This window comes from Ensifer sp. GW101-20A05 (genome assembly GCF_059424735.1).
The window spans coordinates 224,662-238,907 of the sequence record NZ_JBWKZT010000009.1; the positions used below are offsets into that span (position 1 = coordinate 224,662).

The window sequence follows — 14,246 nt, forward strand, 5'->3', positions numbered from 1 at the left end:
CTTCCGATACGGGACCGCGACAGCGCGCGGGCCTGTACAGGTGTCAAGCGATCAGTCGGAGGCGCGCGTCTGTCTCCGTCCGGTTGTGCGCGCCGGATGCCGTACGGAAGCGCTCGACGAGATCGAAGAGGCCGGATGCCTGGCTTGAGAGCCGAAGAGTCATGGCGGTGCTGTCTTCAACCATCGCATTGTTCTGCTGCGTCACGGCGTCCAGCGACAGCATGGTCTGGTTGATGTGCTGCAGGTCGTTCGCCTGGTCGCGCGCGTCGCCGGCAATCTGCTGTGTCTGCTCGTTGATGGCATGGATCTGGCCGGAGATCTCGTCGAGCGCATCGCCTGCCGCCCGAACCAGCGAAACGCCCTTCGTCACTTCCTCTGCCGAGGTGGTGATGATCGCCTTGATTTCCCGGGCGGCGAGGGCGGATTTCTGTGCCAGCTCCCGCACTTCATGCGCGACGACCGCAAAGCCCTTGCCCGCTTCGCCGGCACGGGCCGCTTCGACCCCCGCATTCAGGGCCAGCAGGTTGGTCTGGAACGCGATGTCGTTGATGGTTCCGATGATCTGGGAAATGGCGACCGATCCCTTTTCGATCTGAGCCATGGCGCCGACAGCGTTCATGACCACCTGGCCCGAGCGGTCGGAGCTCGCCTTGGCGGCAGCCGCGATCGTCGTCGCCGATGTAGCGTGTTCGGCAGTGCGCCCGATGGTGGCGGTAATTGCGCTCAAGGCCGCGGTTGCTTCTTCCAATGTCGCCGCCTGATGTTCGGTGCGCTTGGCGAGCTGGCCGATGGCGTCGCGCATCTCGCCGGTCTCGCCGTCGATCTCAGCGCTTCTCGCCTTCACGTCGCCAAGCGTGACGGCAAGGCTCTCCAGCGACAGGTTGAAGTCCGAGCGCAGACGGTCGAAACCGGCGCCGAAGGGCCGGTCGATGCGTGCAGTCAGGTCGCCATGCGACAACCGTTCGAGCCCCGACGCCAGCATCTCTACGGCCTCGTTGATCTGGCGCGCCACCTCGGACTGGGTCATCTCTCGGACTTGTCGTTCCTCTTCGATCATGGTCCGCGTTTCCGCCGCCTCGGTTTCAAGGCGGGCGCGATCGAGAAGCGCGTCGCGGAAGACTAGGACGGAACGGGCCATGTCACCGATCTCGTCCTTGCGGTTCCGGCCGACGCCGCCGATCGTCGTGTCGCCGTCGGCGAGTTGGCTCATGTCCTGAACGAGGCCGGTGATCGGGCGCGTCAGCCGGCGTGAATACCAGATGGAAATTGCCAGCGCTGCCGCGAGGACGGCCAGAGCCGTCGCGAGCGTCCAGTTGCGCAAGGCGGTGACGGCGGCAAAGGCTTCCCGTGACGTCATGACCGCGGCCATGGTCCAGCGAGTGCCGAAAGCATCGAGGCTTGTGGCAGCCATCTGCGCTTCCTCGCCGCGGAAATCGGCGAGCCTACTGCTGACGATGACATCTTCCGCCGGCTGGTCCGGCGAGACCCGGGCCTTGAGGATATCGTTGTCGGGTGTGGTGGCGCTGTCAGTGAGGAAAAATCCGTTGCCGTCGAGAAGGATCGTTTCGCCAGTCTCGCCAAGGCCCGTGCGGTTGCCGACGATCTCTCCGATGCGCGCGTCCGGCATCTCCAGGATCAAGGTACCGATCTTACCGTCGATCGATTCCAGCGGGATGGCGATGAACGCCGCGGGGCTGCCGCCGAGCGGTGCATAGGCCTCGTAGGAGGCAAAGGCCAGTTTGCTCTTGTCTGTTCCCTCGGCGGTTTCGCGGAAGATGCGACCAAGCCCCGTGTCCTTCCAGGAGCCGTCTTTGAGGCTGACGGCAAAGTTGCCCTTCTTGTTGAGGGAGTAGACAACGTCACCGCTGAGATTGGCGAGCAGCACGTCGCGATAGCCGTGGGCTTCCGCGAAGCGGCGGAAATACGGGTGATAGTGCGCATGGAGCGCGTCGTAGTCGTCGATGCCAGCGGTACTGTAGAGCGCGCGCTTGTCATCGAGATTGGGGTTTTGCGTGAGGTAACGGCGCTGCAATTCGCTCTCGGCCTTGTCGCCGAACTTGGCGGCAGCGCCATTCAGATCGCTGAGCGCCTTGGCGACGGATTTCTGCGCCTGCAGATTGCGCAGGTCGTTTTCCACGGTGGTGAGATAGTGGCGAAGCTCGTTGCGGCGGGCATCGGCGAGCGCCTCCAGCTTCTCGATCGCCGCGCGCGACGACAGGTCGCCGCTGACGGTCAGGCTGGCAAGACTGGTGGCAGCGATGGAGAAGGCAGCCAGAGCCGCCGCTGCGAGGGGTAGCTTCGCGGACAAACGCATAACAATCACCGGGCTTCAAGGAGAGGAGGCCATGCCAAAGGGCTGGTCGCGACGCCTCATGCGCCCGGCGGGAGATCTCCCGCGCGGAGAGTTATACGGTCGCATGTTACAGTTTGATGACGTCCGGATGACGAGGCGAAAGTTTAGCCGTGGACTTATCTCGGCAGGGTGCCGGTCAGAAAGACCTTCGCGCAGCTCTCAGCGCGCGCCATGATCGTCGCTTCGTCAATGCTGCCGATGCGGCCCATCATGACGGCGCGTTGCGGCTCCATCGCCATCATGCCGCGCAGCATGCCCGCCGCCAGATACGGATCCTCGATCACGAGGCGGCCGAGAGTCGTTTGCGCCCTGAGCCAGCGCTCCAGCGTTGCGTTTGTCCGCTCGATTGCCTGCTCCCAGAAGGTGGCAGCGATCTCCGGAAAGCGCTCCGCCTCGGCGAGCACCAGACGTATGATGGCGATCGTGTCTGCCGCCAGCACGAGGTGCCCATAGGCGGCAAGCAACTGCACGAGACCGGTCTTCACGCTCATGGCGTCGAGATGCTCTTCGTCGGCCTCGAGCGCGAACTCAGAGATCCTGAGGGCGATGACACGTTCGAAGAGATCGGCCTTGGTGGGAAAGAGGCGATAGAGCGTCTTGGTGGAGACGCCGGAATTCTGGGCGATAACGTTGATGTTGGCGGTCTCATAACCGAGGTCGCAGAATTGCCTTTCGGCGGCAAGGATGATCACCTTGCGGGTCTCGTCGTCGGATCGGACCTGGGGTCGGCCGCGGGAACGCGGCGATTTCTGCTTTTCGACCATGTGGACTTTCCAAATTCCTTGGCGATTTTTAGTCGTTGCCAGATGGGAAAGCAAATGTTTTCCGAAGCAGGCGTGTGCATAGCCGCACAGTTCCCTGTTTTTGGCGGATATTGCGACCTCTGCGAACACGCCCTAGCTTTGCGATATGGCGACGTCGAAGCTCACGGCCTACCGCGCAAAGCGAGATTTTTCCAGGACGCCGGAGCCTGCCGGGAGAACCGGCGGGGAGGGCAATCGTTTTGTCGTGCACAAGCACCACGCCACGGCCGATCACTATGATCTCAGGCTTCAGGTCGGTGATGTGCTGAAAAGCTGGGCAGTCCCCAGGGGGCCGTCACTCAATCCCGCCGACAAGCGTCTGGCGGTCGAGACTGAAGATCATCCGCTCGACTATATCGACTTCGAGGGCGTCATTCCGGAAGGCGAGTATGGCGGCGGGCCGATGATCGTCTGGGATACCGGCGTCTGGGCGCCGATGGACGATATCGACAAGAGCCTGAGGACCGGCGCGTTCAAGTTTCGTCTGGCCGGCGAAAAGCTCAATGGCGGCTGGATGCTGGCGCGGCTGAAACCGAAGCAGCGTGAGGAAGACCAACGTAACTGGCTGCTTTTCAAGGAACATGACCTTGCAGCCGACCCTGATGTCGACATCCTGACGTCGCGTCCCGAAAGCGTGAAAAGCGGCAGCCGGATCGAGGAACTGGTCGAGCCGCCGAAGAAGCCGGCAAAGCGGGTCGTTCTTAAACCCGGCGCGCTGCCGGGTGCGGTGAAGGGCCTAAAGCCGCACCGGATCGAGCCGCAGCTTGCCAGCCCAACACCGAAGCCGCCGGGCGGTCCGCCAGACCGCCAAGTCTGGCTGCATGAAATCAAGTTCGATGGCTATCGGACGATGGCGGATATTTCGGGCGGCAACGTCAGGCTCATCACCCGCAGCGGGTTGGACTGGACGAAGCGCTACGGCGATCTGCCGGATGCCTTCCGGAAACTGCCCTGCCGCGAGGCGATCATCGACGGCGAGATCGTCGTACTCGATGACAAGGGCATCAGCCGCTTCGCGCTCTTGCAGGACGCGCTTTCGACAGGCGTCGACAGCAAGCTCGTCTTCTATGCTTTCGATATCCTCCATCTCGAAGGGTGGAACCTGACCGAGGTCCCGTTGGAAAGGCGCAAGGCGCTACTGGCGCAACTGCTCGAGGGGCAGGTTTCCAGCCGTTCGGCCATCCAGTTCAGCGACCATATCGAAGGCGATGGACACGGGCTTTACGAACAAGCCTCGGAGCTGGGGCTGGAGGGGATCGTTTCGAAGCGCGCCTCGGCACCCTACCGGAGCGGCCGCACGCAGACCTGGACCAAGACGAAGGCGCTCCAGTTCGGTGATTTCGTGATCGCCGGATACACCACTTCCGAGGCGGCCGAAGGCCTTGCTTCTCTCGCTCTCGGCGAGTGGGAGGAGGGCGAGCTGCACTATCGCGGCAAGGTCGGAACCGGGTTCGATGCGGCGACCGCCAAGCAGTTGCTGACCCGGCTGGAGGCGTTGCGCGGCAACGCGGCGGCGCTGGAAGGCGCGCCGAAGGAAATCACCTGGGTTCGGCCGGTGCTGAGCGCCCGTATCCATTATTCCAACCGCACGACCGACAATGTGCTGCGCCATGCGGTGTTCAAGGGGCTTCGCGATGTCGAGCTTTCCGCACCGGCGCGGGCAACGCGCAGGCGGCTGATCACGGATGCCGATCTCGCAAGCATCCACGTCACCAACGCCGATCGTCGAGTGTTCGGCAAATCCGGGCCGACCAAGCTCGACATTGCCGTCTACTATGCGCTCGTCGGCGACTTCATGCTGCCGCATATCCTCGGTCGGCCGGTGTCTCTCTTCCGTTGCCCGACGGGAAAACGTGCAGACTGCTTCTTCCAGCGTCATCCCTTTACCGGCATGCCACCCTCGATCATCAGCTTCAACTCGACCAACTCCGAGGGCGAAACCAATTCCTTCCTCTCGATCGAAGGCACGAAGGGCTATCTGGCGCTCGCTCAGTTCGGCGTGATCGAGCTTCATAGCTGGGGTACGAAGCGCGAGCGGCTTGAAAAACCTGACCGCATCGTCTTCGATCTCGATCCCGGCCAGGGCATCGCCTGGCGCGATGTCGTCGAGGCGGCCGTCCATATCCGCGGTGAGCTGGAGGCGCTCGGCCTCGTTCCCTTCGTCAAGACATCCGGCGGCAGCGGCATCCATGTGGTCGTGCCGGTGACGCCGAAACTCGACTGGAAGAAGACGCACCAGGTGACGAGTGCGATCGCGACGCGGCTGGCTGCAACCGCGCCCCAGACCTTCACCACCACGATGGGCAAGGAGAACCGCATCAAGCGGATCTTCATCGACTTTCATCGTAATGCCCGCAGCCATACGGCGGCGGCACCCTATTCGCTGCGTGCACGCACAAATCTGCCCGCCTCGACGCCGCTCAACTGGGCGGATCTAGAGACTATCGACGCTCCGGAGGATTTGAATTATTCTTCGCTGCCTGGACTTCTGGATACATTCGGCGATCCCTGGGCGGATATCGACGACTTTGCCAAGGATTTGCCGCTTCTGTCCGAAACGAGGACGTAATGCGTTTGGCCGCGTAGGAGACAATCATGGCGCCCAGGGCAAGTTGGAAAGGTTATCTCAAACTCAGTCTCGTCAGTTGCCCCGTGAGGCTCTATCCGGCGACCAGCTCGAGCGAACGCATCAGCTTCAATCAGCTTCACAAGGACACCCACAACCGGATCAACATGAAGCCGGTCGACCCGGAGCTCGGCCTTGTCGAGCGCTCCGATCTGGTCAAGGGTTACGAATACGAAGACAAGAAATACATCATCATCGAGGACGCCGATCTCGAAAGCGTCAGGATCGAATCCAACCACACCATGAACATCGAGGCCTTCGTCGATGAAGGCTCCGTCGATGTGATCTACCAGGACGCGCCCTATTACCTGGCGCCCGACGGCGCGATGGCGGAGGAAACCTTCGTCGTGCTGCGTGAGGCGTTGAAAAAAAGCGGCAAGCTCGCAATCGCGCGTCTGGTGCTTTCGAGCCGGGAGCGGGTTGTGACGATCGGTTCACGCGAAACCGGAATGTTCGTGTGTACTCTGAGAAACCCGAGCGAAGTGCGTGGAACCGCTGAGTATTTTGGCAATATCCCCGTCGGCCATCCCGACCCCGAAATGCTGCAGCTTGCCGAAGCGCTGATCCAGCAGAAGATGACGGTCTTCGATCCGAAGAACTACGAGGACCGCTACGAGATCGCGCTGATGAAGATGATCCGAGAGAAGCTTAAAGGTCATAAGCCGATCATTGCGGCAGCGCCGGAACGTGGCAACGTCATCAATCTCATGGATGCCCTGAAGGCGAGCCTGTCGCAGTCGAAGCCACCGGCAAAGAGCAAGTCCAAGGCCGAGCCGGCGGCGAAGGAAACGGCCAAGGCTGCAACTCCGGCTGCGGCCAAGCGGACGGCGGCAAAACCGACCGCGAAGAAGAAAGCCTGATGGCGGTTGCAGGCCAGACATTCGGTATCGTCGGGGGCCTCTCGGCCTTCCCGCGGCGACTTGTGGCGCGGGAAGTGGAGCGACAGTTCGGCCACTTGCGGCGCGGCGTTACGCGCCAGACGACGTATCTGGTGTTCGGCCGGAACCTGCTGGCGAAGTCGAGCGAAGCGGAGATCGAAGCCCGTTTCGATGCGGAAAATGCGGCGGGGCGATGGCTCGTCAGCGAGAACGGCTTCCTCCGGCTTCTCGGGCTGATGTCGGTGCCTGTAGCGTCCGCACTCACACGTCAGTCTCTGATCGATCAGGCCAAGCTTTCTCCGCGGACCTTCGATCTCCTGTCCCTGTTCGATGCTTTCGAGCATGACAGCGAGCCCTTTTCGTTCCGTGATCTCATCCTCGCCAGAAAGTATGCGGAACTGATTGGAAGCGGTGCGAATTGGAGCGCCATCGTCCGATCCGTTCATCGTTCGGGACAGGTCGCGTCGTTAACGGCGCTTTCGCTGCATAGTGGCGGTCCCGATGCGATCTACGCGCGGAGTGCCGAGGGGCTGAGCGAGCTCAATGGGCAATTGCTCTTCGATCTCGGCACGCCCGATGATGCCGCCCTGGAAGATCTCTTTGATCTGGCCGAGGAGGCGGAGGCGAATGGCGACTACGAGGAGGCCGCCACCTTCTATCAGCGCTATCTCGCCATGGACCGGACGGATTCGGTTGCGGCTTTCAATCGTGCCAATTGCCTGAAGGCTGCAGGACGGGAGCTGGATGCGGCGCATGACTACGCCCGTGCCATCAAACTCGATCCATCCTTCGTCGAGGCTTGGTTCAACCTCGCCGGGCTGATGAGTGAACGGGGACGGATCGACACTGCCCGCAGGCACCTTAGGAAGGCAATCGAGCTCGACGGCGACTATGCCGACGCTGTCTTCAATCTGGCGAAGCTCGAATTCGATGCCGGTGATCTCGGTGAAGCCAGGCGCTGGTGGAGTCGCTATCTCGAACTCGATAGCGACAGCGAATGGGCGCGAACGGCGGAACGCGGCGTGCAATATGTCGATCTGCAAGGCCGTCCAAGGACAGCGGGCTGATATGGGCGACAAATTCCTTTTCGACGGACCTGATGATGCGCCCGTCACCATCCTTCTTGCCCATGGCGCCGGCGCGCCGATGGATTCCGCGTCAATGACTGCGACCGCCAAGGCGCTTGCTGCCGCCGGCTTCCGCGTCGCCCGCTTCGAGTTCGGCTACATGGCGGCGCGGCGGACGTCGAACGGGCGCAAGCCCCCGCCGCGCGCCGAGACGCTCAATCCGGAATATGTCGCCGCCATCGAAGCGCTTGATGCGAAGGGGCCGCTCATCATCGGCGGCAAGTCGATGGGTGGGCGAGTTGCGAGCATGGTCGCCGACCAACTCCATGCGACCGGCAAGATCACCGGGCTGCTCTGCCTCGGCTATCCCTTCCACCCGCCGGAAAAGCCGGAGCAGTTGCGCACCAAACATTTGGCTGGGCTGAAGACGCCAACCCTGATTTGCCAGGGTACCCGTGACGAGTTCGGCACGCGCGAGGAGGTTCCGGGCTATACGCTTTCCGACGCGATCGAAGTCCTATGGCTCGAGGACGGCGACCATGACCTGAAGCCGCGCAAGAGCCTTTCCGGCTTTTCAACCGCCGATCATTTGAGGACCGTGGCCGATGCGGTGGCGGCCTGGGCCGCCCGACTGACGCGCTGATCTGTTTGCCGGGATGAAGATCGCCACCTTCAACATCAACGGCATCAACAAGCGGCTCGAAAACCTGATCGCCTGGCTTGGCGAAACCAAGCCTGACATTGTCTGCCTGCAGGAACTGAAAGCCACCGACCGCCAGTTTCCACGCACGGCGGTCGAGGCGGCCGGCTATGGCGCCGTCTGGCAGGGACAATCCGCCTGGAATGGCGTGGCAATCCTCGCCCGCGACAGCGCGCCGGTCCTGACTCGCGTCGGGCTCGACGGTGATCCCTCGGACAAACAGGCTCGCTACATCGAGGCTGCCGTCAGCGGCGTCCTGGTCGCCTGCCTCTATGCCCCCAACGGCAACCCGCAGCCCGGCCCCAAGTTCGCCTACAAACTCGCCTGGCATGAGCGAATGGCCGAACACGCCGCCGAGCTCTTCGCCCTCGATCTGCCTGTTGTGCTTGCCGGCGACTACAACATCGTGCCGGAGCCGCGCGACATCTACCCGACAACCTCCTACGACGACAACGCGCTGGTGCAGCCGGAAAGCCGTGCTGCGTTCCGTACGCTCCTCGACCACGGCTGGCTGGATGCGCTGCGCAAGACCCATCCGAAGGAACAGCTCTTCACATTCTGGGACTATCGCCGGAACCGGTGGCAGCGCGATGCCGGGCTCCGGCTCGATCATATGCTGCTCAGCCGCAAGCTGTCCCGCAAGCTCATTGGCGCCGGCATCGACCGCGAGGTTCGCGGCATGGAGGGCGCGAGCGACCACGCGCCGGTTTGGATCACGTTGCGCGATTGAGCTGGCTATATTGCGGGAATGAAGCTGAGAGCGTCAGCGCTATTCGCAACCCTTATCCGGATTACACCCGCTGCGGCAGGTGGATGGAAACGGCGACCGCGAACGTCCAAGGTAACCACGAAGGAGAGCCGCATGAAAATCAGCGCACGCAATCGCCTCAAGGGCAAGATCTTCGAAGTGATCAAGGGCGCTACCACCGCCCACGTTCATATCGACGTCGGCGGCTCGATCGTGACTGCTGCAATCACCAACGAGTCGGTCGACGAGTTGGGTCTAAAGGTCGGCGGCGAGGCCTATGCGGTCATCAAGGCTTCGGACGTCATGGTCGGGACTGACTGACAATTCTCAGGAAGGGCGCGTGGGTCTTCCGTCGCGCCCACCCAAATCTTGATCGATCACGCCTTCTGGCAATTATGTGGGCCGCTGTCGCCGGCCTCGAAGTCGCCGCGCTGCGGCGGCGCGATCGGCTTGAACGGGGTCGTGCCGTCGAGGCAATCGAGACTGCGGACAAGCAGCGTTGAGCCTTCCACAGCTTCAAGCTTGACGGTCGACGTGCCGATCAGATTGGGGCGCACGGGCGAGCGCAGTGAAAAGGTGCCGTGCACCGCTATCTGACAATCGAGCCCGGGACCGTCCTGGCCTCTTTTGCTTTGGTCCATCTGTGCTCACCCGGTCGAGCGAGCATCTGGCCGCGATCGTGTGTCGCGACGTGCCGCCGCCCCGCATACGCCGCAACTGTTGCACTGAGATACAAATCTCCATCGATCGGAAACATCCGCGATACGTCGCGATGGTCCTCTGCCGCACATGTCAAGTGATCACTGCCTCGGGGCATTGATCCAATGCGGAGAGACGATGATGCTCCTCTTTGTTGTAGCCTATCTTGCAGGCGTCCTGACGATCGTCAGTCCCTGTATCCTGCCGGTCCTGCCATTCGTGTTTGCCCGCGCCGGCCAGCCCTTTTCCACCAGCATACTTCCGATGCTGCTCGCCAAGATCGTGACCTTTGCGGGCATCGCCTCGCTTGCCGCGCTCGGCGGCAACTGGGCGGTCCAGGCGAACGCGTTTGGCCGCTACGCCGCGATCGCGCTACTGGCGGTCTTCGGCGTAACACTGCTTTCGACGCGTGCCGCAGCTTTTGTGACTGGCCCACTCGTGGCGCTGGGAAACCGGCTGTCGAGAAAGGCTGCGACCGGGGAGAAGGGCGGCGTCGGCGGCGCCATCCTGCTCGGTGTTGCGACCGGATTGCTTTGGGCACCCTGCGCCGGACCGGTGCTCGGCCTGGTGTTGACCGGCGCGGCGCTGAACGGCGCGAACGTGCAGACGACGCTTTTGCTTGGCGCCTACGCCGCAGGCGCCGCGACCTCGCTGGCGCTTGCCGTTCTTGCCGGCGCCAGAGTGTTCGCGGCGATGAAGCGCTTCCTCGGCATTGGCGACCGCATCCGCCAGGGCCTCGGCGTTGCGGTGCTGGCCGGCGTTGCGGCCATCGCCCTTGGGCTGGACACCGGCCTGCTGGCGCAGCTTTCCTATGCGAGCACTTCGGGCTTCGAACAGTCGATCCTCGATCGCCTGCGCGCCAATGCGGCGCCTGCCGACGTCGCAAGCACCCGCATGACCCTTGCCGCTAAGGATACGAGACAGGCGGCCTATCGCAGCGACCTCCCGGTCGAAGGTCCGTTCCCGTCGCTCGACGGCGCCGTTCAGTGGCTGAATTCCAAGCCGTTGACCCCGGCCGAGCTTCGCGGCAAGGTCGTCCTTGTCGACTTCTGGACCTACTCCTGCATCAACTGCATCCGGACCATCCCCTATGTGCGGGCCTGGGCCGAGAAGTACCGGGATCAGGGTCTGGTCGTCATTGGTGTTCACGCGCCGGAATTTGCCTTTGAAAAGCAGATCGGCAACGTCGAAAAGGCGGTGCGTGACTTCAAGATCACCTATCCGGTGGCGATCGACAACGACTTCGCCATCTGGCGCGCGTTCTCCAACAGCTACTGGCCGGCCCACTACTTCATCGATGCCGAAGGGCAGATCCGCTACACGCATTTCGGCGAGGGCGACTATGAAGGTTCCGAGCGGGTGATCCAGGATCTGCTGGCGGAGGCCGCGGGGAAGCGGAAGGCCGAAAACAACTTCGTCAAACCGGATGCAAAGGGCGCCGAAGCCTCGCCCGACCTCTCCCGGCTCGGATCGGGCGAGACTTACCTCGGGTATGAGCGGGCCGCGAATTTCGTGTCTCCGGAGGGCGTCTCCGCAGACAGCGCCAAGCGCTATACGGTCGATAGCCCGCGTCTCAACGAGTGGGGCCTTACCGGCAACTGGACAGTCGAGGCCGAGCAGGCCCGTGTCAACGAAGCGGGCGGCGGTATCACCTACCGGTTCCGCGCTCGCGATCTGCATCTGGTGCTTGGGCCTGGCGCCGGCGGTAAGCCGATCCCGTTTCAGGTGACGGTGGATGGTGTGGCACCCGCAGCAGACCGTGGCTCGGATATCGACGCGTCCGGCAGGGGGACCGTCACGGAGACCCGCCTCTATCAGCTCGTGCGCCAGTCAGGCGCGGCGCGGGAACGGACCTTCGAGATCCGCTTTCTCGAACCCGGCGCGGAAGCCTTCGTTTTCACTTTTGGATGAGAGTTCACAGATGACCGACAAACAACACCAGCGTGGGCGCCGCTTGCCCGCCCTTTCCCGACGTCTGTTCGTCGCGCTGGCAATGGTTGGCGGCGGGCTGACGTTCGCCTTCGACGAACAAACGGCGGCGCAGCAGGCCAAACCCATTCCCAAGGCGCTCCATGACGTCGCTTCAACGGAGACAAGGCAGACGGCAGTGCTCGCAGGCGGCTGCTTCTGGGGTGTGCAAGCCGTGTTTCAGCATGTGGCCGGCGTCATGGGCGTCAGATCCGGCTATGCCGGCGGCAGCGCGGAGACGGCGACCTACGAACAGACGGAAACCGGCACCACCGGCCACGCCGAAGCGGTGGAGATTACCTTCGATCCCAATAGGATCAGTTATGGGCAGCTTCTCGAGATCTATTTCTCGGTTGCGCATGATCCGACGCAGCTTGGCGGACAGGGGCCGGACAGCGGCCCGCAGTATCGATCGACGATCTTCCCGCGCAATGAAGGGCAGGCGAAGGTCGCTTCCGACTACATCGCGCAGCTGAACGCGGCGGACGTCTTTGCCCGGCCGTTTGTGACGACCATCGAACCCGGCAAGGCTTTCTATCAAGCGGAGGCCTATCACCAGGACTACGTCTACAACAATCCAGGCCAGCCCTATGTGGTCCTCTACGAGCAACCGAAGATAGAAGCGCTGCACCGCCTGTTCCCGAGCCTCTATCGCGAGAAGCCGGTGCTTGTCGCAGACAGCGCGTCGTAGCCGATCGTGGGCTTGTGTGGATCGCGAGCACGACCAGACCCGTGACGTTTCGAACGGATCTTGCAAGGGGTCGGGCCAAGTCGGCCTTCTACACAAGGATACAGTTTTGCGGCCGCCCGCACACATCCGCGATACGCCCAAAGGACACTCTGGCGGTGAGCAAGGCTTGGGCCCGTGGTGACGGGACGCGTCGCTGCCGCCATGATCAACGGAAGGAGACATCATGCGCATTTTCGCAACAGCTTTCGCCATAGTCGTCCTCGCGGCGGCGCCATGCGCCTGGGACAGCGACCCGGGAGAGCCCTCGCTTCTTGCGGCGCTCGTCGCCATTCCGGCGTCCGCAACGGCCGCGGCGCGGCCGCAGCCGGCCGCGATTGAGGACGGAGGATTGCTGCCGGAGGCTCCGCACGAGGAGCTTGCCAACCCGTTCTTCGATTGATCACCGCACCGCGAAAGCTGGCGGCGCGAACCTTTGAAGCCAATCAAGGTGGATTTTCGCAGCGAAGCCGATGGGCGGATGAAAGGTTCTGGAGCGGGTCGACGCTGCGTCGGCCCCGTCTTCTTTTGCTGATCTCCACGGCCCCGTTCGCTTTGAACCCCAGAGCATTTCGTATCGCTCTGCCGTCGTGCTCGGCCGATCAAACATTGAGGTACACAGACGCCGCTCCAGAACACATCTCCGATACACCGCCCAGGCATGGTCACGGCGAAGTTTGGTTCGCATCCCTCCTACACGGCGTTGCAGTCGGTGAAGGTGGGTTTGGCCTAAAACGTCGGAATTACGACATTTGAGCCACTGACGTTTCGTCTTACCATCGAGGCTCCAACCAAGGCAAAGGAGCTTGAAATGAGCAGGAATTCCAAAGGTACGGCACTTATCACCGGCGCGTCCTCCGGTATCGGCGCGATCTATGCCGATCGTCTGGCGCGCCGCGGCTTCGACCTGATCCTCGTTGCCCGCAACCGTGAGCGCTTGAATGGGCTCGCCAGCCGGCTGGCGGACGAGACCGGGCGCGCCATCGAGGTCGTCGCTGCGGACCTCGGGAACAAGGACGATGTCAGACGGGTCGAGAAGATCCTCCGGGACGACGCGAGCATCACGGTGCTGATCAACAATGCGGGTGTTGGTGCCACCGCACCGCTGCTCTCATCCGATGTCGACAAGATGGAGGAGATGATCACGCTCAACGTCAGCGCGCTGACGCGGCTGACCTATGCGGCCGCGCCCGGATTTGCCGCGCGCGGCGCCGGCACGATCATCAACATCGCTTCGATCGTCGGCGTTGCGCCCGAACTCCTGAACGGCGTCTACGGTGGCACGAAGGCCTTCGTTTTGGCGTTCACCCTGTCGCTGCAGAAGGAACTTGCCGACAAGAACATCCGCATCCAGGCCGTGCTGCCGGGTGCGACTGCGACCGACTTCTGGGGCATTGCCGGCACGCCGCTCGAACATGTTCCAAGCGAGATCGTCATGCGGGCCGAAGACATGGTTGATGCCGCGCTTGCCGGTCTCGATCAGGGCGAAGTGATCACCATCCCGGCGCTGCCGGAGGCCGCTGATTGGGCGGCCTATGAGGCGGCTCGGCAAAAACTCATGCCGAACCTTTCAAGGAGCGCACCCGCAGCTCGCTACAACATCGGGGGATAGCCCCGATCTGCCTCCGGGCTCCTCCCATCCCGGAATTGCTCGGCGATGCCTCTGGCATCGCCCCA

Annotated in this window: 12 protein-coding genes and 1 pseudogene; 10 read left to right on the forward strand and 3 right to left on the reverse strand. The window is 62.7% G+C overall.

Annotated features, from left to right (window positions below; genetic code table 11):
* Positions 1-43: 43 nt before the first annotated feature.
* Together AC070A_RS22300 and AC070A_RS22305 are read right to left on the reverse strand one after the other, a co-directional pair.
* Positions 44-2,314, reverse strand: coding sequence for a methyl-accepting chemotaxis protein (locus tag AC070A_RS22300; protein ID WP_057248505.1), 2,271 nt, complete (start codon positions 2,312-2,314; stop codon positions 44-46).
* Positions 2,315-2,469: 155 nt separating this feature from the next.
* Positions 2,470-3,117, reverse strand: a complete 648-nt coding sequence (locus tag AC070A_RS22305; protein WP_113132630.1) for a TetR/AcrR family transcriptional regulator — start codon at positions 3,115-3,117, stop codon at positions 2,470-2,472.
* A 145-nt stretch (positions 3,118-3,262) separates the two neighbouring features.
* Between AC070A_RS22305 and ligD the strand changes: the two genes are divergently transcribed.
* From ligD to AC070A_RS22335, 6 genes are all read left to right on the forward strand, one after another.
* A complete protein-coding gene (ligD, locus tag AC070A_RS22310) occupies positions 3,263-5,725 on the forward strand; it encodes a DNA ligase D (RefSeq protein WP_492383941.1) in 2,463 nt (820 codons plus the stop codon).
* 26 nt (positions 5,726-5,751) lie between these two features.
* Positions 5,752-6,642: a non-homologous end joining protein Ku gene (gene ku, locus AC070A_RS22315; protein WP_057248502.1), complete on the forward strand. Its 891-nt coding sequence runs from the start codon at positions 5,752-5,754 to the stop codon at positions 6,640-6,642.
* A complete protein-coding gene (locus AC070A_RS22320) occupies positions 6,642-7,727 on the forward strand; it encodes a tetratricopeptide repeat protein (protein ID WP_112997005.1) in 1,086 nt (361 codons plus the stop codon). The genes ku and AC070A_RS22320 overlap by 1 nt, the downstream gene beginning before the upstream one ends.
* A gap of 1 nt (position 7,728) precedes the next feature.
* Complete coding sequence (locus AC070A_RS22325) at positions 7,729-8,370, forward strand: alpha/beta hydrolase family protein (RefSeq protein ID WP_492383942.1); 642 nt, start codon at positions 7,729-7,731, stop codon at positions 8,368-8,370.
* Positions 8,371-8,383: 13 nt separating this feature from the next.
* Positions 8,384-9,157: an exodeoxyribonuclease III gene (xth, locus tag AC070A_RS22330; RefSeq protein WP_492383943.1), complete on the forward strand. Its 774-nt coding sequence runs from the start codon at positions 8,384-8,386 to the stop codon at positions 9,155-9,157.
* A gap of 132 nt (positions 9,158-9,289) precedes the next feature.
* Positions 9,290-9,496: a TOBE domain-containing protein gene (locus AC070A_RS22335; protein WP_492383944.1), complete on the forward strand. Its 207-nt coding sequence runs from the start codon at positions 9,290-9,292 to the stop codon at positions 9,494-9,496.
* Between the two features lie 56 nt (positions 9,497-9,552).
* On the opposite strand, the pseudogene AC070A_RS22340 reads toward AC070A_RS22335, so the two are convergent.
* Positions 9,553-9,762 (reverse strand): annotated as a pseudogene (locus tag AC070A_RS22340) (TrmO family methyltransferase domain-containing protein); the annotation flags it as partial.
* A gap of 253 nt (positions 9,763-10,015) precedes the next feature.
* On the opposite strand from AC070A_RS22340, the gene AC070A_RS22345 reads away from it, so the two are divergent.
* The 4 genes from AC070A_RS22345 to AC070A_RS22360 all read left to right on the forward strand — a co-directional run bounded on the left by AC070A_RS22345 (position 10,016) and on the right by AC070A_RS22360 (position 14,181).
* Positions 10,016-11,785, forward strand: coding sequence for a cytochrome c biogenesis protein DipZ (locus tag AC070A_RS22345; RefSeq protein WP_112997025.1), 1,770 nt, complete (start codon positions 10,016-10,018; stop codon positions 11,783-11,785).
* A gap of 10 nt (positions 11,786-11,795) precedes the next feature.
* Entirely contained in the window at positions 11,796-12,533 is a 738-nt protein-coding gene (gene msrA / locus AC070A_RS22350) for a peptide-methionine (S)-S-oxide reductase MsrA (protein WP_113132626.1), read from the forward strand.
* A 223-nt stretch (positions 12,534-12,756) separates the two neighbouring features.
* Positions 12,757-12,972, forward strand: a complete 216-nt coding sequence (locus tag AC070A_RS22355; protein ID WP_057248496.1) for a hypothetical protein — start codon at positions 12,757-12,759, stop codon at positions 12,970-12,972.
* A 408-nt stretch (positions 12,973-13,380) separates the two neighbouring features.
* On the forward strand, positions 13,381-14,181 hold the full coding sequence (locus AC070A_RS22360) for an SDR family NAD(P)-dependent oxidoreductase (RefSeq protein WP_057248495.1): 801 nt from the start codon (positions 13,381-13,383) through the stop codon (positions 14,179-14,181).
* Positions 14,182-14,246 lie beyond the last annotated feature (65 nt).